This is a genomic window from Paraburkholderia hospita (assembly GCF_002902965.1).
GTDB lineage: Bacteria > Pseudomonadota > Gammaproteobacteria > Burkholderiales > Burkholderiaceae > Paraburkholderia > Paraburkholderia hospita.
In genome coordinates, this window is the sequence record NZ_CP026109.1 from 491,007 (window position 1) to 517,082 (window position 26,076).

Genomic DNA, 26,076 nt, shown 5'->3' on the forward strand with positions numbered 1-26,076 from the left:
GCGCGTCGCCATCCTTTCCCTTCGATCTACGTATCCCGCGGTTATCAACAGATTGCGGGATAATTAGCTGTACGATTCTCTGCTCTCGCATAGAATGTCGTTTTTCGCCGCGGCGGTTACGGCAAGCCGCTTGCCTGAGGGCAAACGCTCTTGGCGAAACTCGGAGAGTTGGGATTCCCGCGGGACGGGCCGGAACCACGGGATATTTTTGAGATAGCAGGAATCGGTGTGCCAAATGTCCCGGCTACGCTGCCCCACAGACTGTCCGCGCGCCGGCATAGCATGTCGGATGTCGACGGACAGGGATAAACTGTCAACAACGAACGAAAGACTATGAGCGAAAGCGTATACGGAGAGCAGGCAACCGGGCGGGTAACCCACAGCCTGTTGCGACTCAGCACGGCGATGCGGAGCCAGGCATGGGAGTGGGCGGAAGGCGCGGGTCTGACGCCTACCCAGGGCGAAATCCTGGTGCTGCTGATGCAGCGCAAGGGGCCGATGCGGCTCGGCAAAATCGCACGCGAAACCGCGTTGACAGCCGCGACCACGAGCGACGCCGTGAGCACGCTGGAAACCAAGGGCCTCGTGGAAAAGCGCCGCGCACTCGATGACGGACGCGCACTTGCCGTGCGGATGACGGCACGCGGGCGCACTGCCGCGAAGCGTGCCGCGCAATGGCCGGACTTCCTCGCCAAGGCAGTCGGCACGCTGCGCGACGAAGAGCAATCGTTGTTCTATCGCACGCTGCTAAAGACCGTGCGTCAGCTCGAGGTTCAGGATCATATTCCGCCGCACCGGATGTGCGTGACGTGCGTGCACTTCGAACCGGGCAAGAATCCGAAGAAGACGCCGCACCATTGCGAACTGCTCGATCTGTCGATGGCGGATACGGACTTGCGGCTGGACTGCCCGGTGCATGAAACCGCCGACGCCGCCACGCAGAAAAAGACCTGGAAGATCTTCGCGCAGCAGGGCTGAGTCCACACGGCGAAGTAGGCCGCCGGTGGCGCGCTGTCCGGCCGGCTGATCTTGCGCCGCCTGCGGTTGGGACGCTGCGTCTTAGTCAACCTGACGGTGCGATTTGTCGGCGAATCGTGAAGTTCTGGCCATCCAGCAAACTTCACCGTCCTCCCCGCAGCGATCGCCCGCTCCCGGGCTCTGATGATGGACGACTCTCGTTAGATGGCGAGAGATGCCAAAGTGGACGAGTCGCGGAGTCACGACAAAGAAGCGTTGAACACGTCGGAACCTCATTGTTCACGGCGGCGCCTGAATTTCCGAAAGAGGCCTGTGCGGCGAGATGTTCTGGTCTGACCAACCGGCCCGTCACGTCTCAAGATTCTCGAGCCCGATTTCGGCACACCATTGCCTCAGCGCTCTTTCAACAGAGTCGGTTTCAAACGGATGCTCGATGTGACGCAATCCACCGGTGAACACATTTCGGCCCTTATTCTTCGTCAAGGGACAACGCAGGGTGGTACCTCAGCTCGCATCAGAGCTCTAAGGCGCTACCTACCGTCGCCGCGTTCGCTCTATTGGTCGGTGATTTGCGGCCACGACTGACCAGCGACGACAGGCCGTGCTCTGAAATGATTTTCCACATGTGCGAGTGCGAATACCTGACTCCGTACCGTGCCTCAACAGCGAGCCGCAATCGAGCATTTGTCCAACGTTCGGCATCGATACCGCATACACGCGGAGACTGTTTCAGCACAGCGAGGAGCCAGGCAAAACCTTCAGCCTCAAGCTTGGGTGGCTTGCCGGGTACGCTCGACAGGTTGATAGTGCGCAACCGGTCACCGAAGCCGAGATCAATGATGAGTTGCCGCACGTAAACACGCGAAAAGGATAACCCGAACTCCCGCTGGATTAGCTGTCCGACGGCACCGATCGTCCAACGCTCACGATTGACCGCGTAGTCTCGAGGCCGACGTGCGAGCGCCTCGGTGAGCTTCGCCCTCGCCTTTCCATCAAGGGCCGATCGCCTGCCCCCCAAGGGAAGCATCCGAAGGCCTGCAATTCCTTCGCGTTCGACGATGGCTCGATACTTCCGGACCGTATTCTCGGAAAGACCGAGTGCTCGCGCGACATGTGCCACATCATGTCCATCCATCAACATCTCGCCAGCCTTTATCCGCAGGGAAATTGTCGGTAACTCACGCGTCGGCATAGGATCTCTCGAGAAACGATCTCAGCTGATTGTGCCATGAGGCTCATTTATTGGATTCGAGGTCTTTGCGAAGGCGAATCGCGATAGACTGACCTTCGATGACATTTTGGCGAGAAGATGTGAGGCAAAACCGGGCGGCAATGGAACATTCCACTTTCCGACATCATGCCTGGGGGAATGGCTCGCGCAATATGCGAGGCCGGCGTCGGTATGGCGCTTGATGACATGCCTGCTCGGAGTGTGAAACTCGCACGCTCCGTCTTCGGGGCTTCTGCGTCCAGGAGGGCGTCAGGCAACTATCCAGGCTCGGGTCGTCCGTTATATCCCGTTGTTGATCCGTCCAGCCGTGGCCTCGTGGGCGTACCAAACAGCGCGTTGGCGCGTTTCGTGACGTTCACGCATCGACTCATTGGAGATGCTGGTCAACGCTCGCAGCAATGTTTGCGCCGATCACGAATACCGCCTGGGGCGAATACAGGTACACGACGTCAATGCGTCGCGACAGCGACTATTTCGAGGTGGGAGAAGCGGCGTGCCCGCTTGCCTGCCCGTTTGCCCGACTTCGACACGATGGCACTTACCGCCCGTGTGTTGCTTTGCGCAACCTGGATCGTCAGCCGGGCCGCCTTGCGCGTCGTCTCGTACCAGGTACCCGACTTCAGCGCGGTGATGGCAGTCTCCGCGGCGGCTGGCGAATAGCGTGAGGCATTGTCGATCAGATTCCGCAATTGGCGCTGCTGCCCAGCGAACCGCTCACTGGCTATGTTTGCGATTTCTAACTGGGAATTCGATGGAATTCGATGCGATCGCGAACCGCTGACCGTAACGAGTCTGAATTCGCGAGGCGGCGAGTTGCGTCGCACTATCCTGCTGCGTAATCCTTCCCTGCAAACTCTTCCCTGATAACGCCTCAGGCACTTCGTCTCCGGTTTCGTCGATGCCGATCGGTCGGTTTGCAGGTTCAATTCAATCCATTTACGGCAACTCTCGAATGTTTCGTTTGGCAACGCAAACGACGTTTGGACGAGTGATCATTGCATTGCATCCTTCGGCTCTGGATCTCACAGATACATGGTCCACTCCAAAATTTTCGTATAGTGCAGCGTCCAGTTCAATCACTATGTTCAATCGTTATTCGCTGATGTCGGCCTGTGTCATCAGGTCATCGACGACGGTGCGAATGGCTTCATCCAGCCGTTCCGTTTCCAGTTGCGTCCGGATGCTGTCCCGCAATGTGTCATAGCTGGGAATCTGCCTGTCTCCAGTCGCATCGGGTTCGCACAATCCCCATTCATTGCCGGGCGTGGTGGGTGTACCGGGCGTGCCGTCCGCAAAAGATACAAGCGTTGATGGGTTGACCGGCGGCGATACGTTCCGTCTGACTTCGCTGTTTGCTTGCGGCGCCACCGAATCCCGGTCCGGCGCGGCGCGGCGAGCGAATGAAGTCAGCCGGCCGGCCGTTAGCAGACGATCAGCGGTCTCTGCGGAAACCGTCGATCTTTGCGTGCTCGTCTCCAGGCTTTTGATGACCTGTGCATAGCGAGCCCAGACATCGGCCTCGGTCACTGCCGAGGGACGCACCGTATCGCGCAGGTACTGCCGGATAACTTCGATGATTCCACTCGCTTCAGACGCTCGCCGAATACCCCGCGTCGCATTGACATGCCGCGGTTTCTCCGCAGCCTGCCGCAATAATTCCATTGCGATGAGGCGGTGCCTGAGCGTGCGGCGCAAGACAGTCGTGTCGCGCGCACCGGACACGGTAACCGCGTTATCGAGGTCCGCTTGCGTGATGATCTCATCGTTGACGGTCGCGACGATTACGGATGACGGTGGTCGTGATCCACTCGTGGCAGCCAATGCCGATGTGCCGCCCTCTGCCATCACCCCAAGAGGACATGCACAGGCGACAAATGCGGCAAACCTGGCGATGAAAGAATGGATCCTGCACGTCATCTGTTCGACCCTCTCGGCAGCATTTTTCAAGCTGCCATCAGGACGAATTTACAAGGTCACGACGGATCCAGAACCTATCAAACAGGATAGGGATTTTTGTCCGGTCTTTTTGGTAAAACCTCAGCTATCTTGGCTGAGTTGCACGCGGCGATTCGACGTCCGTCTGCGCAACATCTTGTAGACATGGCCTCGAGCAAACGGCCAGGGCGATGTGTCACATCAATGTATGGCGAGCGATCGCGTCAATAAATCACCTCGGGGTGCGGACCATGCGCGTGACTACTGCGATGCAGACAGAAGAGCCGTTTGCGCTCATCCGGTTCATTACACAGAGGTATGCGCGGCTGGTACTCGTGGCCTTCGCGCTCGTTCCTGCTTATCTGATCGGCTACCTGTACTTCTTTCAGGACCGGACGCTCAAATTCGAGAATCACGCGTTTCATGAAATTGCCATCGCGGTGGCGACGCTCGAGGGTCTCTTTGTTACGTATGTGACGTGGCAGTGTTACCGCTCTTCCGGCGAGCCATTGCTGCGATGGATGATGCTAGGTTTCTTCGGGTTCGTCCTGATCTACGCGCTGCATGGAGCGTTCACGGGATTCGCGCATCACGACATCTGGCTCTTCCTCGCGTACGGGCCGGCATCGCGGCTGGCAATGTCGGTTTTGCTGCTGATCGCGCTGTTATCGTACCGGCAGCCTGCAGATCCCGCCGGCCGGCGCGTGGGGAGAAGATACTGGCTGACCTGGGCTATCGCCTTCCTTGTCGTGGACGTACTGGTCGCACTTCTGGCGACTTCGACGTTTGCCGGCATCGCTCCACTGCGACTCATGGAGAGCGCCGCGCTCATTCTCTCGGTACTGAATGTTGCCGTCCTGATGCTGCGCCGGATCCGATCCCCGCTGATGGTGATCTACGGCATCTCGGTGACGTCGTTTGCGCTGTCGTCGCTTGCGTTCCTTCTGGGAAGCCCGTGGAACCACATGTGGTGGCTGGCACATGTCATCTTCGCCAGCGGATTCTTTCTGCTCAGTTATGGCGTCGTCCAGGCCTTTCTCACGACCCGGTCATTCGCCACGATCTACAGTCATGAGGAATTGACAGCGCGGCTCGCCGAGGCGATGGCGCGCACGGAAAGCGCGTTGCAGGAAGTGCAGCGCACTAACCAGAAGCTCGAGCATCTGGCGGCGACCGACCCGCTGACGGGCGCGGCGAACCGGCGTCATTTCATCGAACGTGTCGAAGCAGAGGTCGCGCGCGCCCGGAGAGACGGTATCCCGTTTTCCCTGCTGGCGCTTGATCTCGATAACTTCAAATGGGTTAACGATGCCTATGGGCATCAGGTCGGTGACACAGTCCTGCAGGGGTTCGTACAGGCATGCCTCGACGCGATCCGGCCATACAATGGCGTCGCGCGGGTTGGCGGTGAGGAGTTCATGGTGCTGCTGTCCCGCACGTCGCTAGATGCTGCCCTCGCGATCGGCGAACGTATCCGCGCGGCGACTGCCGGCACCACATTCGCGGGTGAAACCGGACGCAAGGTTTCCATCACGGTCAGTATCGGCATCTCCCAGTTCGGCAGTGATGGCGACACGATCGATGCCCTTCTTCGTACCGCCGACCAGCGGCTCTACCACGCGAAGCGTCATGGCCGCAACCGTGTGACAGCTACATAGCAGGTGGATAGGCGTGCAGGTATGGACGCGCGGATGAGATTGAACAACAGGCCGCACGTTCGACAGGCTTTGCCGCCCAGTGACATTCAAGCCGCCTGGCGTATCCTGTCCTGTGGGGAGCAGGTCACCGCCCTCTTCCATCGCATGTCCCGACTGATCCAGTCCATGCATGATGGGTTTTTACACGGCGGGCAAGCTTTCATGTGAATGAAATGCTATAACTGTCATGCCCGCGCGTACGCGGCAGCTTACCTGATGGCGATCGCCTTCAGCCTGAGCCGCACCAGAGTTCTGCGACCTCAAAGAGGGGACGCGCATGCCTGTGAATGTCGCATGGCGGGAGGCGGTTGTGTCGCGTCGACGCAACCTGCTGGAAGTGATGATTCTGATTGCGGTTATCGCACTGGCTTTGCTCGCCGGGTACCACTTCGCATCCGAACGGTCACAGGCGCAGCAACGGGTCGTAACGCAGGATATCCACGACTCGATTGATCGCATCATGACGGCCAGCCGCGTTGACGAACGCAGACTCGCGAATCTTGCCGGCACGCCCTGCCCGGACATTCAGGCAGAGCTCACCTTGCGGGACGTATTCGTCCCGTATCGCCGGTCCGCGATGATGGTTCGGGACGGGCAGGTGTACTGCGCGACCCTGCTCGGACATCTGTCCATTCCCGTCACCGCCTATCTCGGTCGTAGTGGTGCCGGGCAGCAGATCACTCTGCTGGCCGGAACCCCGATGATGCCGGACGTGCCTGTCATGGTGATCTATGCCCCGGTCGACAGCCGACGCGGCATCCTGTACGTCGTCGAGGGCGCCTACATCGCAGACATTCTCGCGCGCGCCAGGACGTCGGGTGCAAGGAGCGCGTCGGTCTCAGATGGGGCGGGCGGCACAATCACGAGCGACGGCCGGTTCGTGAAAACCGATGCGCATGCGTCAGATATGAGTGAGATCCTTGTCAGGGTGGAAGCAGACGCCGCGCGGCTAAGAGCAGACCTCATCCTGACCGAAATCTTTGCGTTACTGGCCGGCCTCATTGCCTGCGCAGTGCTGATTGGCGGGTATCACGCGGGTTTCACACCGCGTCAGCGACTGGAAAGACAGGTTCGTGCAGGCCTGCGGCGCAATGAATTTTACGTGGAGTATCAGGCGATCGTCGACCTGGAAACGGGTGCGTGGACGGGTGCCGAGGCGCTGCTGCGCTGGCGGCATCCGCGGCTGGGTCTGATCATGCCGGGTACATTCATCGGCGAGATAGAAACGACTTCTGTCATTGCGCCGCTGACCGATTTCGTACTGGCGACGGCGCTCGCGGAACTGGAGTCCTGCAGTTTTCCGGACGGCTTCAGGGTCAACATCAATCTCGCACCGAAGCATATTGAAATGCACTGCTTTCCGCATGACATCGCTTCGACGCTCAGACATCGGCCCACGCGCTTCCAGGTTGTGCTCGAGATCACAGAGCGCGGACTGCTCAACGGTCTGGCTGTCAGCCACGGGAACCTGATGAGCCTCAAGAGCTATGGCGTGAAGTACGCTGTCGATGATTTCGGCACGGATAACAGTAACCTCGCCCTGCTGCAGCGTTTTCCGTTCGACTACATCAAGATCGACCGGCAGTTCATCATCGGAATAGCCGGTCACGGCCGACAGCTGGTTGAGGGAATCACCTATCTTGCAAACAAGCTTCACCTGACCGTGGTCGCAGAAGGTGTCGAGGAACCCGGGCAACGCGACGCGCTGAAGGAAATCGGCATCAGGTACGCACAGGGTTACCTGTTCCAGAGGCCGGCAAGCATCCTGGAGTTCGAGCGGATGTACCATCATTTACTTCACAACCCGTCGCAAGAGCCGATGGATGTGCCCGGCCGATAACTAGACCCTCCTGACTACGATACTTGAGCGCCTACACGCGGGGATACTATCTTGATCTCCCATCGGCCGCTCCCGGTTGCCGGGAGTGAACGAGGAAGCGGGCAAACCGGCTCTTGTATTTTTCACGATAGCGACATAGCCAGTCCCATACCCCGGCGCGACCGAACGCGCGCTGACGGCCTCCGTCTCGACCCTGGCCTGGATTTCCAGGCCGTGGTAGGTATAGACACGCTTCACGTGATCTTCCGCATAGTGAGGGCGAAGCTCAACGCCGGGCGCTGCCCCGGTTCCACCAGTCGCGACGGTAATCCAGTCGTCTGAGCAGTTTTCGGTGCATCTTCTCCCGGTGATAGTGAACGGCGACGAACCCTGTTGCCGTCACCAGCACGAACGAACCTACGACGATTGCCACCGCTTCACTCATCGGAACCTCCATTGCTGATCTCTCGGGTTCACTGCAGGTGTTGCCCGCCGTTGATCGCAATGTTGGCGCCGGTCACGAAGCCCGCTTCGCGCGAGCACAGGTACAGCACGAGTGCGGCAACTTCGCCCGGCTGCCCGAGCCGGCCGACCGGAATCTGCGGAATGATCTTCGTCTCGCGGATTGCCTCGGGCACTGCCATCACCATCTTCGTCGCGATATAGCCGGGCGAGATCGTGTTGACGGTGACGCCTTTTTTCGCCACCTCGAGCGCCAGCGATTTCGTGAAACCATGCATGCCGGCCTTTGCCGCCGCATAGTTGGTCTGCCCGAACCCACCCTTGGACCCGATGATCGACGATACGTTGATGATGCGGCCCCAGCCGCGCTCGACCATGCTGTCGCACACTGATTTCGTCATGTTGAACACCGAATCGAGGTTGGTGCGGATTACCGCGTCCCAATTGACCTTGTCCAGTTTTTTGAAGCTGGCGTCGCGCGTGATGCCGGCGTTGTTGATCAGGATGTCGATCGGTCCGACTTCCGCTTTGATCCGCGCCATGCATTTTTCGCACGAATCGTAGTCGGCGACGTCGACCGCGTATGCGCGAAACTGTCGTCCCTCGGCTTCCATGCGTGCGAGCCACTCGTTCGCACCGGTGTTGCCGGGCGAATAGGTGACTACAACCGCGTAACCGGCGTCATGCAACTTGATGCTGATCGCCTCGCCCAGCCCACCCATGCCGCCCGTTACTACCGCGATCTGCTTTGTCATCGAATCGTCCTCACAAATACCAGCGGCGTGCTCGTCTGGAGCAACACTGCCTTCAGTCAAAAAATTGGATGCATTGCAAATACCGGGTTCTCATCCAAAATGAATAAAGGAATCCTACATATAAAAAATATGGAACCGATAACGCGGGCATCGCTGCCCGCATGAGTCTTAGTGCTTCGCACTCGCAGTTACGGCGGCCGATTCGTCACTGCGCCTGCCGGCCTTGGACGTTGAGGCCGTGACGGCTTCGAGATTGGTCCCGGCCATCTCTACGGCCTGTTGCCCCGTCTTCTGCAGCGATTCGCACAGAGTGGTGGTGGCGTTGATCGCGGACTTCCACGCGGCGATCGCCGCTTCGGAACCCGCGGGAGCACTCTTCGCCGCTTCCTCGATGAACATCTGCACGCGGGCGTTATACCGTTCGTACTGTGTCTGTGCGAGTTGCGCGACCTCAGCCTGCGTGGTTGACGCGATTTCGAAGAGTTGACGGCCGTATGACAGTGATTTCTCAGCGAAAGGCGCAGTGAAACCGGCTTGCGGTGTGAACCACTGCTGCGGGTCTGATATGCCGGGCGCCTTCGTCAGGTTCTCTAGCGACTCCGCCAGCGTGGACTTGACGACCTGCAGGTTTAGCGCAACCAGTTTTTCGACGCCTTCAAAGACCATGCCGGTCAATCCGAAGAATGCGTCGAGGCTGGCCTTCTGCGATGCGGCGATTTGCTCGGGACTCGATAGAGCCATTGTTGAAATTCCTCAGGATTCAGTCCGCCGCGCGAAGCCCCGATCGACCGGATGTCACGCTGCGGATGGCGATGATGGATGGACCGAAGCGCAAGGACGCCTGCCAGGCAGCATGCGTCGCGAATCCTTCGGAGGGTCGTTACAGCAAGAGGCACTACACATTAAAGTCCAACAAAAGCTGCTTCGCTTATTTTTTCTTCGGCGCGCTCGCCGCGTGGTTCAGCGGTGCACGCCGCAATTTCCTAGCGCCTACGCGCGACAGCCTTGAGAATGGAAGCGCCTTCGCTTGTGACATGAGGACGTGGATGACCCGACGCGAGCCTTTCCAGTGATATGAGTTGACGCTCCAGCAGCATGTCGAGCTCGGCGCGGCCCAGTTCGATCTGATCGGGCGCGTCCTTGATGAGCATCAGGGTGGCGAATTCATGGGGACTCAGCATATCGTCTCCTCGATTTAGTCTGTCTATGCCGCAAGTATCGATTACCCTCACCGCAGCGAATATTCCCGTCGCCTCTTAGCGAACGTTCAGGAAATCCTTACGGAGACGTCATCATAACCGCTGAATTTTCAAATGCAATATGCGGAGTACCTTTTTGATTTGTCTGTTTATTTGTTCTGCATATGGAGGCGACGCGGTGCAGTCGTCGTGCCGGTGCGTTGGGCAGGGCATGGGCCGATTTAGACGAATGGCGCAGCGGCGCGCCCCTATTCAAATTTGAATATGGCGTTTATAGGTCAGAATTCTCTTTACAGACATGGCCGCTTATAACCTGAAATTGCGAAATATTTATTACATCCCGCGCGAGTCGATTATTTTCAGATTTTTTACAGAGAGAAGACTCAATAAGCATTGACTTCTCCCGCTGTCGCGAAGGACCTGGAATGTCGGCAAAACCACATCGGATCACTACACTTCACTATGTCCGGATCCGCCACTGCGGCACGGGATTGCTCCGAGATGCATCGATGTGTAGTCCTTTATATGTTGTTTACGTGTCGCGCCGCCATATCAAGCCAATTGAGTCTTCTGGCGTTCTCCTGAGGAAGTCAAGTATCTCTGCCTTCGGGGTCGAAAATATCGGAGGTCTCGTTATCATGGACTTCTCCGGAACCGTAACATCGGGTGCAGAGCTTCCACAGCTCTCCGTCGCATTTTGGGCACGTGATGGTGCTGGACGTCTGAGACATGTCGGAAACAGTCTCGATTTCGGTTATCTGCACCTTTCCCGTCCCGCCACATTTTTCGCACTTGATTTTTCCTTGGCCACCACATTGCTGACAGGTAGTCATGCCCCCCTCCTGGGTGGTTAGGTGTACGTGACCATACTACTCCGAGCGCCTGAGAACACGAAGCCAGATGCTGACCTCCACGAACTCGCGCGGTTCCGTGCCGGACGACGAGAACTTGTCGGTGTAGTGCTGGGCCAATTGTGTTTTTTTGAGAACTCGTGACGCATCTACGGGGCGATCAGCGCCACGTCGAGCATTCTGAGAGCGGAAAGGCTGCACTGCCATGATTCCTGCCGGCAGGATTGTCGTCGTCTGGACTCACGCACGAACCTATAGGCGAATCGCAACCTCGGGCTGAGCGCAAGCCCATTTTAACCCTCCAGCGAAAACGGTGAACCGCCAGTGTTTTCCTCGAACCATTGAAACGCGTCCTCAGCGCTGATAAAGCTGACGCGCTCGCGCACTGTCTTGAGCGTTTTGACTTCCTCCTTGATGTCGGGCGGTGGGCTGCCATACGCATTGAGTACTGCCTTGCCTGCTAATACCCGTTCCAGTCTGACATTCTCCAGTTCGAGCGTGACCTTGAAAAAGCCGCGCGAGGTAGGATTGTTGGTAAGGCTGTCGTCCGCGACGATGACCTGGACTGAGGTATCCGAGTCAGCAGCATCGCCCCACAGGGTCGCGGTATCGGTCAAATCTGTGCCGATAAGTTCACCAGCACGGGCATAGCCGTCCTGCACGCTGGTGACGGTTTTGTGAATCGGGTCGATGAGGAACGATACATCCACAGGGGTCTCTCCATCAGGTCTGGGCCTATGCGGACCATGATACACACCGATGCCACGTACGAAAGCATGCCCCTCGAAGCCTGTATGTGGATTTACGAATGCCGATATTGCAAGACTGTCATTATGCCAAAAGTGGGCGACAACTGCGTATTCTGCTCATATGGCACCATCAGGTGCCCTCCGATGTAGCGAGCGGGGTCGTGTTGCTCTTAGCAATGCTTACGGCCGGGATCTGCACTCGCCGGTTCGGCAATCATTTTTTCTGAACCAGGTGCCGGGAAGTACCCGTTCGTCCATGACAGAGATTTGCTGGCTCCTACAGCGTGGGTAAGCGCTCGAAGTTGTCAAAGCGGGCAAATGGCGGCTGCAATTCGGTTACCTCGAGCGTGTCGACAAGCGCTGCGGACATGCCCTCACTGAGCCATGCGCACATTTCTTCCAGCTGCTCCGGCGAGCCCTGCAGCATCGCCTCTACCGACCCATCCATACGGTTGCGAACCCAGCCGGTGATGCCTAGCGCGGTCGCGCGGCGTACACACGCCTCTCGATAGCCGATGCCCTGTACCTGACCACGCACCTGGACCAGTCGGGTCTCAAGCGGTTCGTCCTTGTCGTGAGATTCCATGGGCGTACTCCGGTTGCAGGTTCATGCACCTGCAAGGGTGGTTCAATGGAACAGTTCGGACGCAATTGACTACTTGCGCACGTCCTCCTGCAAGCATTTCAGTCGAATTGCAAGCCAGGCGGGTACGCGAACCCTACGAAGGTCGTAGAACGTTCTCGAGGTCATCAAGCGACAGCGGCTTGATGAGATGGGCATCAAATATCCGTTCATCAGTCTCGGGTCTGCTGGTCACATCGGAGGAGCCCGTCAGGGCCACCAGCCTCGTCAGCGAGCATTCCGCCCGGAGTCGAAGCAACTGTGCCAGTTCAGGCCCGTCGATATCCGGCATCGAGATATCAATGAGCGCAACATCGGGTGCGAATGACTCGACTATCGAGAGCGCGTCAGTTCCACTCGTCGCCCGTTTTACCTCATACCCTTGGAGTTCAAGGAGCGTGCCCAGCGCTTCTGTGGCGTCCGCGCAGTCATCGACAAGCAGGATGCGCTTGGGGGCAATCGGGCGCGCGGTGGTCGTGGTCGGTTCGCCCGTGCTTTTGCAGACGATGGGCAGTCGTATCGTCACCTCCGTTCCCTGACCTTCACCCGTACTCGCAATGTTGACCGTGCCGTTGTGTGCGGTCACCAGATGCCTGACAACAGCGGGTCCGATTCCGAGGCCTCCCGCCGCGTGCTTTCGGGCCGATGCCGACTGGGCGAACATGTCGAAGACGTGAGGCAGCGCTGACGCCGAAATACCCGCGCCATTGTCCTTCACCGTGATGACCGCATCGCACGGCGATGGGCCTTCCGTGTGAGCGATGTCGAGGTCAGGCGCTTCTACCGACAAGGTGATGTCGCCGCCGGGTGGCGTGTATTTCACCGCATTCGACAATACGTTGGATACGACCTGTGTGAGGCGCACGAGGTCTGCATGAACCGTCACCGGATACGGCGGAACAGCGACATGCAGCCGATGCTGACCGCCGTTGACGTCCGACCTCATCGCCGTGACCGCATCCGCGACGATATCCTGCAGGAGCCCGTACGAAGGCTGAACGGACAGCTTCCCGTGCTTTATTCTCGGTGCATCCAGCAGGTCACCGACCAGCCGTTTCAGTAACTGCATCTGCCGGTCAGCAACGCCCAGGGCAGAGGACACATCAGGATAGGCTGCAGCAAGCTTTCGTGCGGCTGCAGCAAGCTTTCGTGCGGCTGCGAGAGCGCTATCGACGGTGGCAATCGGATTGCGCAGCTCATGGCTCAAGGTCGCAATTACGTCGTCCTTTCGGGCTTCAGCCAGAGCCACGGCGTTCCTGGCCGCCTCGGCTTCTGCTGCCCGGGTTTCCGCATCCGCTTTCGCGCGGGCCATCGTGAGCGCCGCACAGGTGAAGTTCGCCAGGCGGGTCAGGATTCTGCGGTCCTCGCCATCGAACAGGTGCTCCCTGTCGTGAGACATCACCCAAAGCGTGCCCCACGCGGCTCAGGTTCCCCCGGAATCGGCACGACCAGCTCTTCGATAATCTCGGGGGCCATGTGTTGCAGACATGCAAAGTGGCACTGGGGAAACGAAAACAGCTGCCCCGCAGCCAGTTCGAGCGTCACGCCACTGGGGCTGTCATCCGGTGGAGTTGTGGTGCCAACGGCCGCCACGCATTGGCCCGAGACTGCGACCCACCTCAAAACGGGGGTGCCGTCGACTTCGCGTTCCAGCAGGCCGATGCCTGCGCTACCCGCTTCACACAGACCCAGCGCCATGTCCGAGAGCGTCTGCAACATGGCACCATCCGAGGACGTCAGCGCCTGTGCAAGACGGTGCATCGATTCGCTTTCAGCAGCAAAATTGGCTGGCCGATGAGGGCGCACATCGAGCGCCGATGTGACCAGAGTGCCCGCGCGCCGTGCGCGGTCCGCTGCGGAGGGCGCAGACGGTCCGACCATGTGGCCTCCAGGTTGCAAATTATGCTATGCGGTGTGCGGAAGAAATCGCCATGCTAGATGCATTTTAGTCAATGCACCAAGAACGCCCATGAGCGACACGCCATCTGCGCCGTAAAAGATGGATCGTCGGGGGAATCTATGGGTGAAATCGATGGATTCAGGCGACGTTGAGGAAACGACATAGCTTTCGGCAGGTGGCATCGAAGAGGCCTTGCTCGCGCTCAGAGCGGTCATCCAGGAGCGGGCCACCGTCTTGCTCGTCGATATACCGTAACACTATCGAGCGCGCGTCCAGCTTCCTGAGTTCGCGGTAAAGCTGCCGCTCTTCAACGAGACGACCACCGAACATCCAGATGAAGTCCCGATGCTGGTGCAGGGTTTTTCGGCTGTAACCGCTGTCCAGAAGATTCAGGAGATACGGTGTGAATACCTTGACGAGATCCTGTCCGAACGGAATGTCCTGTTCCTCAAGGCTCCAGGACTTGGGCCAGTTTTGCAGGTCGGGAACGAGTCGTTCAAGATCGCTTGATCCGGGTGTGACAATGGCGGTATTCCCGACGATTTTTCGCTTGCTAGCCATGCTTTTGACCCGCTTGCTCAATTCCTGTCATCATTTCCCCGGATTCGTTTATGAAGGAGCGCGGCTGTGCGAAAGGACGCATACCATTGAGATTGACGTGCGCCCACGTAAGGGATCCAAACCAGTTTGTTCGTGCTGCAACGAGCGCGGAAGCGGCTACGATACGCTCGGAGAACGTCGCTTCGAGTTCATCCCGATCTGGGGTTTTGCCGTCATTCTGCTGTATTCGATGCGTCGTGTCGATTGCCGTCAGTGCGGCGTAAAGGTTGAGACGGTACCGTGGGCCATCGGCAAGCATACGTTGACGAAGGCATACATGCTGTTTCTGGCCCAGTGGGCTCGTAAGCTGTCGTGGAAAGAAACCGCGCTGAGTTTCCGGACCAGCTGGGAGAAGGTCTTCAATGCCGTGGAATGGGTAGTCGACTGGGGGCTGAATCATCGTGAGCTCGGGACGATTCGCGCTTTCGGCGTTGACGAGATCCAGTATGGCCGAGGGCACCAGTACCTCACGCTCGTCTACCAGATCGAGGCCGGCTGCACGCGACTGCTCTGGGTCGGACAGGAACGTACTCAGGAGAGCTTCGCGAAGTTCTTTGCGATGATCGGCAAGCCGCTGTGCGAGAAGGTCGAATTCGTGTGTTCCGACATGTGGAAGCCCTATCTCGAAATGATTGCGCGCCATTGTCCGAACGCCCTGAACATCCTCGACCGTTTCCACATCGTTGCCAAGATGAACAAAGCGATCGATGAGGTGCGCGCCGATGAGGCCCGGCGCATGACGCGTGATGGCTATGAGCCTGTTCTGAAAAAATCCCGCTGGTGCCTGCTCGCGCGACGCGAGAACCTTACTGGCAAACAACGTGTTCGCCTGCGTGACCTACTCCAGTACAATTTACGTAGCGTACGTGCCTATCTGCTCAAAGAAGAATTCCAGCAACTCTGGGACTACATCTCTCCTGTCTGGGCGGGCAAGTTTCTCGACCAGTGGTGCAAGCAGGTGATGCGCTCACGCATCGAGCCGATGAAGAAGTTTGCCCGGACCGTGCGCTCGCACCGGGAGCTGATCCTCAACTACTTCCGTGCCAGAAAGCAGTTCTCCAGCGGCGTCATCGAGGGGCTGAACAACAAGGCCAAAGTCACCATGAGAAAAGCGTACGGCTTCCGAACCTTCCGATCCACAGAAATCGCGCTCTATCATGCACTTGGCAAGCTTCCTGAGCCTCCATCTACCCACACTTTTTACTGACGAACCTAAAAGATAGGCTCACTGCGCGTTTTAACAGTTTAATGTGTTGACGCGGCGGTCAGCAGGGTGGCCTCTGTCGACGACGCCCCCCCACAATAGCCCCACCATCCATAGAAGCGGGTGCGGGCACGCCATAGGCCGGATGATTACGACGATTTATCGTGTTCTTGATGGACTCCGGCCGCAAAAAGCATCCGTCTCGCCAGTAAACACCTTCTCCCCAGCATTTCCTTGAACGGCGGGTCGCCGCGACCTAGCCTATAAGGCGCATCCCAATAAGGAGATGATCATGGAAGGTGCTGCCGTGGGCGTGCACTTCGACAGCGCACACCTGTTTCTCGACCTGTCCGACGGTCAGGCCGTTTCATTCCCGCTGGACTGGTTTCCGGTCCTCCAGGCGGCGACAGCTGCGGAACGCGAACACTTCGCCATCTCGACGGACCGCCAGCAACTCTTCTGGCCGGAAATCGACGAGGACGTCAACGTCCCCGCCCTGCTTTCATTCCAGTCCGAACGTGCGGGGCGCCACTGTGCTTCGCGAGAGGAGGCCTTCCCGGATTGGCCGCCCGGCTGATTTTGCAAATGGGTGAGCCTACGTCCAACTGCGTACTCACCATCGACCAGGAGATCGCGGAGCCATGCTAGCGTGCGCACGCTGCATTTACGTGCGCTCACGGTTTCCTGATTCCACCGTCAGCCGTAGCGAACCCCTGTGCGTCTCGGAGGAGTCGCTCCGTGACATGCCGGTACGACCATCAGGGAAGCCCTCATCAGTGTGCGAGAGCCGTTGCGAAAAGGCTCTTCACGATGAGAACAAGTTCCAGAGGAGAGGTGCCTTTCCTGCAATACCCGTCGAAGCTCTTGCTAGCCGGATTCGCCATAACAAATGCTTCATCAGCGCACGTGTAGGCGACGATAACCGGACCGGGACCCGGGGCACAACGTCTGATTGCTTCCGCGGTTTCGAAGCCGTCGCGCTGCGGCATCCAGACGTCCAGGAGAACCACATCCGGCAACCAGTTTTTGACTGCTTCCAAGGCGTCGCCGCATCCACCAACCACACGGGCGTCCATATCATCCATCGAGAGATACGTCGCAGTAGCGATAGCAGCGCCGCGATAGTCGTCGACGACCAGAATGCGTGGTGCACCGGCTCTACGTACTCCGCTTTGGTTACGTAAGTGAGTAATCGACATATTGGCCTTCCGCTGGCTCGAGCAATCAATCCAATTCTAAGCAAGCGTGATACCTCGCACCGCGGGACGCTCACGTATGGCCGCGCTCGTTAATGTGAATGATTGCGTTTCGCACGTCAGCTCGACTGCCGCAACTCGATCGACGTCGGTCAAGGGAACCGTTGCACCAGGCTAGCTTACCCAGGAAACGGAGACGCGTACCGTTCGAGCAACTGTCGTTCCCCTATCTGCTGTCGACGGGCCCGACTGCGAACATCGGCGCCAGCGTGGGCATTGCCTTTGCAAACAGGGATGATTCCTTTGAACTGCTAATGAAACGCGCTGACACTGCGTTGTACGAGGCAAAGCAGGCGGGCAAGGGAACGTTTCGTTTCTCCACCTTCGACCCGGCGGCCATCGGGGTAGCCGCTGACCGCGCGCTCCGGCCATAAGGGCACAGCCTTGCACATCCTGAGCTGTAAGAGCAATGGATTCGTCGGTTTTTATGTCAAGCGGCGGCATCCGACTCAGCTTCCCTGCCCCAACCTGCCCCGCCCGCTATGCCCGCTGATCGGCCTTTGCGGTCATTGGGCCGATCGTCGGCGTAGGGCAGTTGTTGGTCGCTCTGCGGTCATTGAACCATCTGTTACGTCGAACGACAGCTGTCCTCCTGCCGGAGGACAGCACTCGACCCATCAGAGACGTTCGGCCCGACGCCACCGCACTGGCCCGTTCGAAAATGCAACGGCCATTCGCGCTACCGCGTCGGTCGCCACTTGATCGGCCACTGCCATCATTGGTCCATCAACGCGCACCTCCCGACAATTCTCGCCCTCGCTACATCGACGACGCATCCTGACGATCATCACCCAACCACAACGGGCCATAACAGCCGCCCGTTGTTGACGCTTTACTCGCCCTTGCGCCGCCGTTTCGTGGCGCTTTTGCATGCCGCGTCAGTCACAGATAATTCATGCAACGTCCGTCGCGATGACCTACCTTTCGTAGCGCGCATTCCGTTGCCGCCAGGCGGACGGCTGGGAGCAGTTCTGGGCTGGTGCTTTATTTTCCGTTTGACTTGACCAACACCATGCGACGCTTGGTTGGCTGTAGACCACCACTTGGCTCTCACGCGTGCGTCAGCGTCGGTCACAATTTTCCCTCACACCAAGAAAAATGGCCGATCTGTGAGCCATTTACGAATCAGTTCACGGCATTTCCGCGATATTGGCACGCCCCGTGCGCGGGGTGGCATCGAGCCATGAAGCGGGTTCAATGTAGTCGCAAATCTTTTGTCGCTTCTCCTGATTTCCGTGACCTTCAAGCATGCTAGGAGACAAGCAGATGAACATCGCACATTCGCGCGCAGGCGGCCAACCGATGGAAACAGCGGCGGGACAAAGTTCGGCGCGGCATGAATCGCCAGGGCGAGCGAGCTCACAGAGACGTATGATGAAGCCGCACTGGTCCACGGCGGCGAGCGCGTTGATCGCCGGCGCGCTGGTCTGCGCGACGGCGACGCCCGCACTCGCGGACGAGCAGGAGATCAAATTCGACATGGTGCGCTCCGCGGCTGTGGTGAAAGCCGGGTGCTTGCCGAACGCGAAGGCGAAAGTGAAGATCGAGTCCGAGGGCGCCGTCGAACACATGCGAGTCAAGGTGGAAGGGCTGCCGCCCAACACCGACTTCGACTTTTTCGTCATCCAGGTCCCCAACCCTCCGTTCGGCCTGTCGTGGTACCAGGGGGACATCGAGACCGACGGGAGCGGAAAGGGTTCGCAACGATTTATCGGTCGATTCAACATCGAGACCTTCATCGTCGCCCCGAACGTGGCGCCGGCTCCGATAGTCTTTAACAACGCGTTCCCGGATGTCGGCCAGAACCCGGCCACCTTCCCGGTCCACCAGTACCATTTGGGCCTGTGGTTCAACGATCCCAGGGACGCGGCCAAGGCCGGCTGCCCGGGCACCGTGACGCCCTTCAATGGCGAGCACAACGCGGGGATCCAAGTGCTCAACACGAGCAATTTCCCTGACCTGCAGGGCCCGTTGTTCAACCTCAAGCCCTGAGCGCGCCGCGGGCAGGCAAAGACGAGGGGCGCGGGCGGCTGCGGCTCGCGCCCGGAGACGCGCCGCAGGAACGCCATAAGCAGTTGCGCCTCGTTCTTCACGGTCCCGTGTTTTCTCCTCAGCCCGGCATTTTCTGGGCACGCACGTTGATTGTCGTTCCGTTCGGGCGTGTTTCGGGCCGTGTGCGGCCAGCGGCCAGCCCTCCCGCGCTGGTGCGCGAATGTCTGCTCTGGCCAGGGCGGCGGGCCCCCGCAATGTGGCTGAAGATATCGACGGATCGACGGTTCATGACAGATGCAGGCGTGGAATGTCATTGAAAAGTTGCCGATAACTTCACCATCGTCGAACCGGAAAGCTTAAAAAAAGCAACTCGAACCCTGAGAAGCCCATTCGCGTGTGCGCTTTGTGGTGAAGCGCATTACAGAAGGTTCTAATGCAACGTAGAGCGGCTGTGTAGCGCCTCAGTATCGTCGTCTACATTAACTCGTTAATGACGATCGCACCAGGCCAGTCACAGTCTGCTACTCCGGATGCGCGTGCGTGAAGTACTAGCGTCGAGCGAAACCACCTTTACCACCGGCTGATAAACATGGGCGCCATAGATCGGTACTTTCGGTGAGGCTCGACGCCGGCGGTGCTTCTAGCAAACGCTGCCGCACTTGCTAGAAGCACGGTCGAGTGAGATGGCCGCTGAAAATAGGGATTGCCATGAATTACCAGGTTGATAACCAAAATAATAAAAAGCGGCTTATTTAATATCGGTCGGGTATTCGCCCTGTGGGGGCGACTCTCGCAGGGCGACGAGGTAGTCGGGATCAGTGGACGTCTACCAAGGAAAGTGGGCATTACTTGCATCCAGAGTCAGATGATGCCGCCGAAGAGAAGGGTATTGAGCGACTTCGCCACCCACGCCCAGCCTCGATGAATCCAGATGTGAGCTACGAGCCCATCGTGCTCGCTCACGCTGACGTGGTGGACGCCCAAATTGCGCAGCCAAAAGCAAGACGCTGGAAGCAACAGTGACCGCCGGCTGCATCCGGTTCGAGACCTTGTGCGTATAACTAAGTGCAGAAGGGGAAGGCCGATGTCGGGTTGGCGATTCGTACCGGTGGTAGCCGCACTTGTCATGCTCTCGGGCGAGAGCTGGGCGAAACCGTATGTACCCGAAAGCGACGCAGTGGTGCTCGAACACCTCCCGGAAAAAAATGATCCGGCGCTCGCGCAACTGAAGCGCATGCGCGCGACGCTGATGATGGACCCGCGCAATCTCAACCTCGCAGTGTCCGTCGCACGTCGCGCTCTCGAAGCGGGGCGAAGGCTGGGCGATCCGCGCTTCTTCGGCCAGGCGCAGGCGGCGCTAGCGCCGTGGTGGGGCGGAGAGGACGTACCGCCGGCCGCGTTATTGCTTCGCGCGACGCTCAAGCAAAGCCAGCATGATTTCGAAGGCTCGATTGCCGATCTGGACCGGTTGCTGGCCGCGCATCCAGCGCTCGCGCAGGCGCGACTGACGCGCGCCACAGTGCTCGCCGTGCGCGGACGCTACGCGGACGCGCTGCACGATTGCGAACAACTGAAGGGACACGTTGTCCCTATCGTCCTCATCGGGTGCGATGCGACATCGGCGAGCCTGACCGGCAACGCAGCCGGCGCATACGGGGCGCTCGTGCAGGTTCTTGCGCAAGGGGTCGGCAATCTGGACGTGCGCGAGTGGGCGTCGACGCTCGCCGCGGAAATTGCCGCTCGCCGCGGCGACTTCGATGCAGCCGAGCGACATTTCCGCGACGCACTTGCGCTCGACCCGCGTGACGCTTATCTGCAGGGCGCGTACGCCGATTTTCTGCTGGACCGTGGTCGTCCGCGGGAGTTGCTGCCGCTTTTGCGTGACGCTACGAAAAACGACGCGCTACTGCTTCGTTTAGCGCTGGCCGAGCAACAGCTGCCGGAATTGCGCGAGTCATTCGCTGTGCACCGTGAGGATCTCTCGGTGCGCTTCGACGCTGCGCGTCGTCGCGGGGATAGCCTGCATCGCAGAGAGGAAGCGCGCTTTCGTCTCACTGTGGAACATGACGCCAAAGTGGCACTCAATCTCGCGCGCGAAAACTGGTTGGTCCAGCGCGAGCCGTCAGATCTGCGCATTCTGATCGAAGCCGCGCGTGCGGCCGGCGATGCTGATGCCCTAAAGATCGCATCCGACTGGGTCGCTGCAACGCATCTCGAAGATGCGGCGATCGTCACGCTGCTGCGGGCGCGGCAATGAGACGCGTCGTCCTCGCCTTTGCGCTCGCGTTGCTGATGGCGCCCGCGTTTGCGCATAAGGCAAGCGACGCCTACCTCACGCTGGAGCGCAGTGGGCAAGTGCTGCGCGGTCAGTGGGATATCGCGCTACGCGATCTCGACAACGCGCTCGGGCTCGATGAGAACGGCGACGGAGACATCACGTGGGGTGAAGTACGTGCGCGAAAGCGCGATATTGCGGCGTATGCGCTTGCACACCTCCAGGTGTCCTCCGTCGGCAAGTTTTGTGCGCTCGAACCGACCGGGCAACTGATCGACTCGCACACTGATGGCGCCTACGCGGTGCTGACGTTCACCGGACAATGTCCGCGGGCGAGCCCAACACTTTCTATCGATTACCGGCTGTTCGAAGACCTTGATCCCCAACATCGGGGACTTCTCAACTTCGTCGAGGACGGCAAGAGCCGAAGCGTTGTATTTAGCGCCGACGCGCCGCACCGCATCGTCGGCAACGATACCGGCGGGTGGTTGACGCAGTTCGCGATGTATCTGAACGAAGGCGTCTGGCACATCTGGACCGGCTACGATCACGTCCTGTTCCTGCTCTCGCTGCTGCTGCCTGCAGTGCTGATTCGTGAGCGGCATGCCTGGCAGCCCGGCACATCGTTTCGCCGGGCATTCATCGATGTCACCAAGGTTGTGACGGCGTTTACGGTGGCGCACTCGATCACACTCACGCTCGCGGCGCTATCGATCGTCGTGCTGCCTTCGCGGCTCGTTGAATCGGGCATCGCCTTGTCGGTAGTGCTGGCGGCGCTGAATAACCTGTTTCCGCGCGTGGCGAACGGACGCTGGATGGCGGCGTTCGGCTTCGGGCTGCTGCACGGATTGGGCTTCGCAGGTGCGCTGCACGACCTCGGCTTGCCGGCCGGTTCGCTTGCGCTGTCGCTCGCCGGATTCAATCTTGGCGTCGAAGCAGGGCAACTCGCCATCGTATTCGTTTATCTGCCACTGGCGTTCTCGTTGCGGGCAACCTGGGCATACCGGCGCGTGGTGCTTGCCGGCGGCTCAGCGGTGACCGCGACCATCGCCATGATCTGGCTAGTCGAGCGCGCACTTAACGTCGCCATATTTGGCTCGTTAGCTGCCCGTTTATAACCTGAAGGAGAATATCATGACATCTATTGCCCGCATCATGGGGGTCGTAGCGCTTTGCGCCGCTGCGCTTTGGAGCAGTGGGACGTACGCTGCCAGTCATCGCGAGGCACCCCTGATTGCAAACGACCCGACCGCCGACAACACCGACTTTTACATGTTCCGGAGTTGGACGAACCCTAACAATGTCGTTTTCATTTTGAACGTGATTCCCATGCAGGACCCTGGCGCTGGACCGAATTATTTCAATTTCGGCGATGACGTGATTTATCGCATCAACGTCGACACCAATGGCAACGGCAAGGCCGACGACCTGGTCTACGAAATCCGCTTCAAGACCGAATTGCGCGGGCCCCTGGCGAACCAGCTGCCGCTGTCATACGCCGCACTACCGCCGATCACTGCGCTCGACGGACCGGGCTCGGACGGCCTGATCCCGCGCCAGAGCTACACGGTGACGCAAGTGCGTCACGGCGAGCGCACTGACCTCGGTACCCGGAGCATGTTCGCGGTCCCGTCCAACGTGGGCCCGCTAACGATGCCCAATTACGAGGCGTTAGCCGCACAAGGTATCTACTCGCTGGCGAACGGCGGCAAGGTCTTCGCCGGCCAGCGCGGGGAGACGTTCTACATTGACCTAGGCGCAGTGTTCGATACGGTGAATCTGCGCCGCACGCCACCTGTGTTGACAGCGGCGGAAGATGCCAACGATCACGTGAATCCTTTTGGCAACGACACATTCTCCGGCTTCAACGTCAGCACCATTGCGATCGAAGTCCCGATCAGCACGGTGACATCCAGGCCCAATGGCATAATCGGCGCGTATGTGTCCACAATGCGTCATGAAGGCCGCGGAATGAGTGGCGATGAGTACAACGTCGGACCTTGGGTGCAGGTGTCCCGCATGGGCAATCCACTCGTCAACGAACTGGTCATTGGGACCGATACGAAAGACAAATGGAACATGACCAATCCGGCCAACGAAGCGCAATTCCTCGGTTTCTATCTCAACTCCAGGCTGGCGACCGCACTCAACCTCCGGTTCGGCTTGACGATGCCGACGACCAACCGGACCGATCTGGTAAACGTGCTTCTCAAGTATCCATTTCAACCGCAGACTGGGACTTGCGGCGCACGCGATTGCTCGGAGCTTTTGCGGCTTAACCTGGGTGTTTCTCCGACACCACCTGCGCAGCAGCGTCGCCTTGCCGTTCTTGCCGGGGACAACGCCGGCTGGCCCAATGGGCGGCGCCCGAATGACGATGTGACCGATATCGCGCTGCGGGTCATTGCGGGCCGGCTGACAGGCGCGTCGACGGGCAACCTGTTGCTGGGTGATGGCGTGAACTTCAACATCGGTGCCGAAGGCAGCAACTTGACCGCGAACGGCATCTACACGGTCTTCCCCTACCTGCCGACACCGCACGACGGGAGAAATCGCCGCCACATCGACTGCGGTGAAGCGGGTGCCAATCCCTGCTGAATGGCAATTGAGGTCCGCCGCGACCCGGCATAAGGTGTTCGCGGCGGTTACCAGTTGCACCAGATCGTCTTTAGCAACCGGCTGATGATCGCAACGAGCGATTAGCTAAATGTTGTAGTGGAACGCTGCTCACCGACGAATGGTGTCGGCGAATGGCATTCCTCACTGTCAATGAATGAGTCTTGCCGACCCGATATAGATAGTCCGTCCCGCTTTCATCGATACTGGTGGGACTGGCAGCGAGCTGCCAGTCGAGGCGGGACATGCATCCGTGGGCTACGAATAAGTCGACCCAAACGCCTGGACGATTGCCGCTTTAGCTTCGAGTCTACGGGTGCGCCTGCGTCCGATAACGAATACTCAGGGTTCGCCGTGGCACCGGCTCACTATATTGCCTTCGCTGGACGCAAGCATGCATGTCCCTACCGGGTAATCTATCACTTGCGGAGGTTCACATGGCACCTCTATCGAACCAGCAATTCAAGGCTTTCGTCGGCCTCGACTGGGCAGATACCAAACATGACATCTGCCTGCAGCAGGCTGGCGACGACAGGCGCGAGTTCGACTGCATTCCTCACCAGGTGACACGCATTGATGAATGGGCAAAGGCTTTACATCAGCGCTTTGGTGGTCCGATCGCGGTCGCGCTTGAGCTGGCCACAGGGCCGATCGTCTCTGTTTTGCAGAAACATGTGTTCGTCACTCTATTCCCGATCAACCCTGCAATGCTCGCGAAGTACCGTGAGGCATTCAAGCCGAGCCGGGCCAAGGACGATCCCACCGATGCCGAACTGGCACTCGACCTGCTGCTGCGCCATCCTGAGCGGTTCAGTCCGCTCAGGCCGCAGAGCGCCGGCATGCGTTCCTTGCTGAGCCTGATCGAACAGCGTCGTGAACTGGTCGGCGACAAGACCCGGTTCACCAATCGGCTAACCAACGCACTCAAGCAGTATTATCCTCAAGCCCTGGAATGGTTCGACGACATCGACACGGTGCTGTTTTGTGATTTCCTGACCCGCTGGCCAACTCTGCCAGCAGTCAGGCGCGCGACCAGGAAGACCCTTGAAACGTTCTTCCATGCGCACAATTGTCGCCGGGCCCAACTGATTGAGGGACGTCTGGAGTCGATCCGCTGCGCTGTGTCGCTCACTGATGATCCCGGGATCGTTGCACCTCACCGATTGCTCGCGCTAATGCTGGTGGCGCAACTGCGCACAGCGCTGGCTGCGATCGACGTGTTCGACAGGGAAATCGCGGCAGTCGCACGCACGCTGCCCGACTTCGACCTGTTGACAGCTTGCCCGGAGCAGGTCCGCATCTGACGCCGCGCCTGCTGGCTGCATTCGGCGAGCAACGTGAGCGCTTCAAGGGCGCTGATGAACTGCAGAAGTACTCCGGCATCGCGCCGGTCACCGAGCGCAGCGGCAAGAAGTGCTGGGTGCACTGGCGCTGGCAATGCCCGAAATTCCTGCGCCAGACCTTCGTCGAATGGGCGGGCCAGACCATCAAAAAATCGTTCTGGGCGGGCGCCTACTACCGGCAACAGCGAGCAAAGGGCAGTTCGTATCAGGCCGCCGTCAGGGCATTGGCGTTCAAGTGGATACGGATCCTCTACCGCTGCTGGCAGACCGGAACGCGATACGACGAGAGTATCTACCTCAACGCCCTGAGGAAGCGCGGTTCGCCACTCCTCAGGAACCTCGGGCTTCCAGGGTAACCCGTTCCAATCCGCACGGTTACGTAGTTGGATTCCTGGTCTGTGGCTTTCCTCCGTTTGACGCTCGCGAGTTGTCCACCGCTGGCCGGCGGGTCTCCTGTTATGACCATGACGCTGGCCGGCGGTGGGCAACTCGCCAGGCGGGGCGCATGCCGTCTTCTTCGACATGGGAAGGCCTGCCCGATCCTTACGAACCGGAGTCTTGGAAACCAACTCTTCCCTCTGAAAAACCTTGA

At 59.1% G+C, this 26,076-nt stretch carries 24 protein-coding genes and 1 pseudogene; 12 read left to right on the plus strand and 13 right to left on the minus strand.

What is annotated here, in order from left to right; genetic code table 11:
- Positions 1-333 precede the first annotated feature (333 nt).
- Positions 334-978 carry a MarR family winged helix-turn-helix transcriptional regulator gene (locus C2L64_RS51355; protein WP_090837556.1) on the plus strand — a complete coding sequence of 215 codons (645 nt, stop codon included), beginning with the start codon at positions 334-336 and terminating at the stop codon, positions 976-978.
- 514 nt (positions 979-1,492) lie between these two features.
- Here C2L64_RS51355 and C2L64_RS51360 read toward each other — a convergent pair.
- The 3 genes from C2L64_RS51360 to C2L64_RS51370 all read right to left on the minus strand — a co-directional run bounded on the left by C2L64_RS51360 (position 1,493) and on the right by C2L64_RS51370 (position 4,156).
- Complete coding sequence (locus C2L64_RS51360; RefSeq protein ID WP_090837555.1) at positions 1,493-2,170, minus strand: winged helix-turn-helix domain-containing protein; 678 nt, start codon at positions 2,168-2,170, stop codon at positions 1,493-1,495.
- Between the two features lie 488 nt (positions 2,171-2,658).
- Positions 2,659-2,898 carry a hypothetical protein gene (locus C2L64_RS51365; RefSeq protein ID WP_090837552.1) on the minus strand — a complete coding sequence of 80 codons (240 nt, stop codon included), beginning with the start codon at positions 2,896-2,898 and terminating at the stop codon, positions 2,659-2,661.
- Between the two features lie 403 nt (positions 2,899-3,301).
- Positions 3,302-4,156, minus strand: a complete 855-nt coding sequence (locus C2L64_RS51370; RefSeq protein ID WP_244144543.1) for a SurA N-terminal domain-containing protein — start codon at positions 4,154-4,156, stop codon at positions 3,302-3,304.
- 245 nt (positions 4,157-4,401) lie between these two features.
- Here C2L64_RS51370 and C2L64_RS51375 point away from each other — a divergent pair, with 245 nt between their 5' ends.
- Together C2L64_RS51375 and C2L64_RS51385 are read left to right on the plus strand one after the other, a co-directional pair.
- Positions 4,402-5,802 (plus strand): GGDEF domain-containing protein, encoded by a 1,401-nt coding sequence (locus C2L64_RS51375; RefSeq protein WP_079495526.1) that lies wholly within the window; start codon positions 4,402-4,404, stop codon positions 5,800-5,802.
- A 316-nt stretch (positions 5,803-6,118) separates the two neighbouring features.
- Entirely contained in the window at positions 6,119-7,681 is a 1,563-nt protein-coding gene (locus tag C2L64_RS51385; RefSeq protein WP_103154424.1) for an EAL domain-containing protein, read from the plus strand.
- A gap of 265 nt (positions 7,682-7,946) precedes the next feature.
- On the opposite strand, the gene C2L64_RS54485 is transcribed toward C2L64_RS51385, so the two are convergent.
- From C2L64_RS54485 to C2L64_RS51405, 5 genes are all read right to left on the minus strand, one after another.
- On the minus strand, positions 7,947-8,105 hold the full coding sequence (locus C2L64_RS54485) for a hypothetical protein (RefSeq protein ID WP_167449630.1): 159 nt from the start codon (positions 8,103-8,105) through the stop codon (positions 7,947-7,949).
- Between the two features lie 28 nt (positions 8,106-8,133).
- Positions 8,134-8,877 carry an acetoacetyl-CoA reductase gene (gene phbB, locus C2L64_RS51390; protein WP_090839258.1) on the minus strand — a complete coding sequence of 248 codons (744 nt, stop codon included), beginning with the start codon at positions 8,875-8,877 and terminating at the stop codon, positions 8,134-8,136.
- Between the two features lie 168 nt (positions 8,878-9,045).
- Complete coding sequence (locus tag C2L64_RS51395) at positions 9,046-9,618, minus strand: phasin family protein (RefSeq protein WP_079495311.1); 573 nt, start codon at positions 9,616-9,618, stop codon at positions 9,046-9,048.
- A 242-nt stretch (positions 9,619-9,860) separates the two neighbouring features.
- Positions 9,861-10,058, minus strand: a complete 198-nt coding sequence (locus tag C2L64_RS51400) for a hypothetical protein (protein WP_090839260.1) — start codon at positions 10,056-10,058, stop codon at positions 9,861-9,863.
- A gap of 1,162 nt (positions 10,059-11,220) precedes the next feature.
- Entirely contained in the window at positions 11,221-11,637 is a 417-nt protein-coding gene (locus C2L64_RS51405) for a hypothetical protein (RefSeq protein ID WP_090839262.1), read from the minus strand.
- An 84-nt stretch (positions 11,638-11,721) separates the two neighbouring features.
- On the opposite strand from C2L64_RS51405, the gene C2L64_RS56015 reads away from it, so the two are divergent.
- Positions 11,722-11,826: a GDCCVxC domain-containing (seleno)protein gene (locus C2L64_RS56015; protein WP_322790681.1), complete on the plus strand. Its 105-nt coding sequence runs from the start codon at positions 11,722-11,724 to the stop codon at positions 11,824-11,826.
- Positions 11,827-11,953: 127 nt separating this feature from the next.
- Here C2L64_RS56015 and C2L64_RS51410 read toward each other — a convergent pair whose 3' ends face one another.
- The 4 genes from C2L64_RS51410 to C2L64_RS51420 form a co-directional block, all read right to left on the minus strand.
- Complete coding sequence (locus C2L64_RS51410) at positions 11,954-12,262, minus strand: acylphosphatase (protein WP_079495318.1); 309 nt, start codon at positions 12,260-12,262, stop codon at positions 11,954-11,956.
- Positions 12,263-12,395: 133 nt separating this feature from the next.
- Positions 12,396-13,697, minus strand: coding sequence for a hybrid sensor histidine kinase/response regulator (locus tag C2L64_RS51415; protein WP_244212339.1), 1,302 nt, complete (start codon positions 13,695-13,697; stop codon positions 12,396-12,398).
- Positions 13,697-14,179 carry a hypothetical protein gene (locus tag C2L64_RS55700; RefSeq protein WP_244144545.1) on the minus strand — a complete coding sequence of 161 codons (483 nt, stop codon included), beginning with the start codon at positions 14,177-14,179 and terminating at the stop codon, positions 13,697-13,699. Before C2L64_RS55700 ends, C2L64_RS51415 begins: the two co-directional genes overlap by 1 nt.
- Before the next feature lie 157 nt (positions 14,180-14,336).
- The gene (locus tag C2L64_RS51420) at positions 14,337-14,759 is read right to left on the minus strand and encodes a hypothetical protein (RefSeq protein WP_090839364.1); all 423 of its coding nucleotides are present in this window, start codon (positions 14,757-14,759) and stop codon (positions 14,337-14,339) included.
- On the opposite strand from C2L64_RS51420, the gene C2L64_RS51425 reads away from it, so the two are divergent.
- Both C2L64_RS51425 and C2L64_RS51430 read left to right on the plus strand, forming a co-directional pair.
- Entirely contained in the window at positions 14,758-16,005 is a 1,248-nt protein-coding gene (locus C2L64_RS51425; RefSeq protein ID WP_090839361.1) for an ISL3 family transposase, read from the plus strand. The genes C2L64_RS51420 and C2L64_RS51425 overlap by 2 nt on opposite strands.
- Before the next feature lie 289 nt (positions 16,006-16,294).
- Positions 16,295-16,579, plus strand: coding sequence for a DUF2442 domain-containing protein (locus C2L64_RS51430; protein WP_090839254.1), 285 nt, complete (start codon positions 16,295-16,297; stop codon positions 16,577-16,579).
- Between the two features lie 196 nt (positions 16,580-16,775).
- Here the strand turns inward: C2L64_RS51430 and C2L64_RS51435 are convergent, their stop codons facing one another.
- Positions 16,776-17,201, minus strand: a complete 426-nt coding sequence (locus C2L64_RS51435; RefSeq protein WP_090839252.1) for a response regulator — start codon at positions 17,199-17,201, stop codon at positions 16,776-16,778.
- Between the two features lie 98 nt (positions 17,202-17,299).
- Between C2L64_RS51435 and C2L64_RS51440 the strand changes: the two genes are divergently transcribed.
- From C2L64_RS51440 to C2L64_RS51465, 6 genes and pseudogenes are all read left to right on the plus strand, one after another.
- Positions 17,300-17,632 carry a diguanylate cyclase domain-containing protein gene (locus C2L64_RS51440; protein WP_244144702.1) on the plus strand — a complete coding sequence of 111 codons (333 nt, stop codon included), beginning with the start codon at positions 17,300-17,302 and terminating at the stop codon, positions 17,630-17,632.
- 892 nt (positions 17,633-18,524) lie between these two features.
- Complete coding sequence (locus C2L64_RS51445; protein ID WP_143055857.1) at positions 18,525-19,250, plus strand: hypothetical protein; 726 nt, start codon at positions 18,525-18,527, stop codon at positions 19,248-19,250.
- A gap of 1,084 nt (positions 19,251-20,334) precedes the next feature.
- Complete coding sequence (locus C2L64_RS51450) at positions 20,335-21,507, plus strand: tetratricopeptide repeat protein (RefSeq protein WP_143055856.1); 1,173 nt, start codon at positions 20,335-20,337, stop codon at positions 21,505-21,507.
- Entirely contained in the window at positions 21,504-22,643 is a 1,140-nt protein-coding gene (locus C2L64_RS51455) for a HupE/UreJ family protein (protein WP_090839246.1), read from the plus strand. Before C2L64_RS51450 ends, C2L64_RS51455 begins: the two co-directional genes overlap by 4 nt.
- A gap of 16 nt (positions 22,644-22,659) precedes the next feature.
- Positions 22,660-24,123: a DUF4331 domain-containing protein gene (locus tag C2L64_RS51460; protein WP_090839244.1), complete on the plus strand. Its 1,464-nt coding sequence runs from the start codon at positions 22,660-22,662 to the stop codon at positions 24,121-24,123.
- 455 nt (positions 24,124-24,578) lie between these two features.
- Positions 24,579-25,840: pseudogene (locus C2L64_RS51465) on the plus strand (IS110 family RNA-guided transposase).
- Positions 25,841-26,076: the final 236 nt, after the last annotated feature.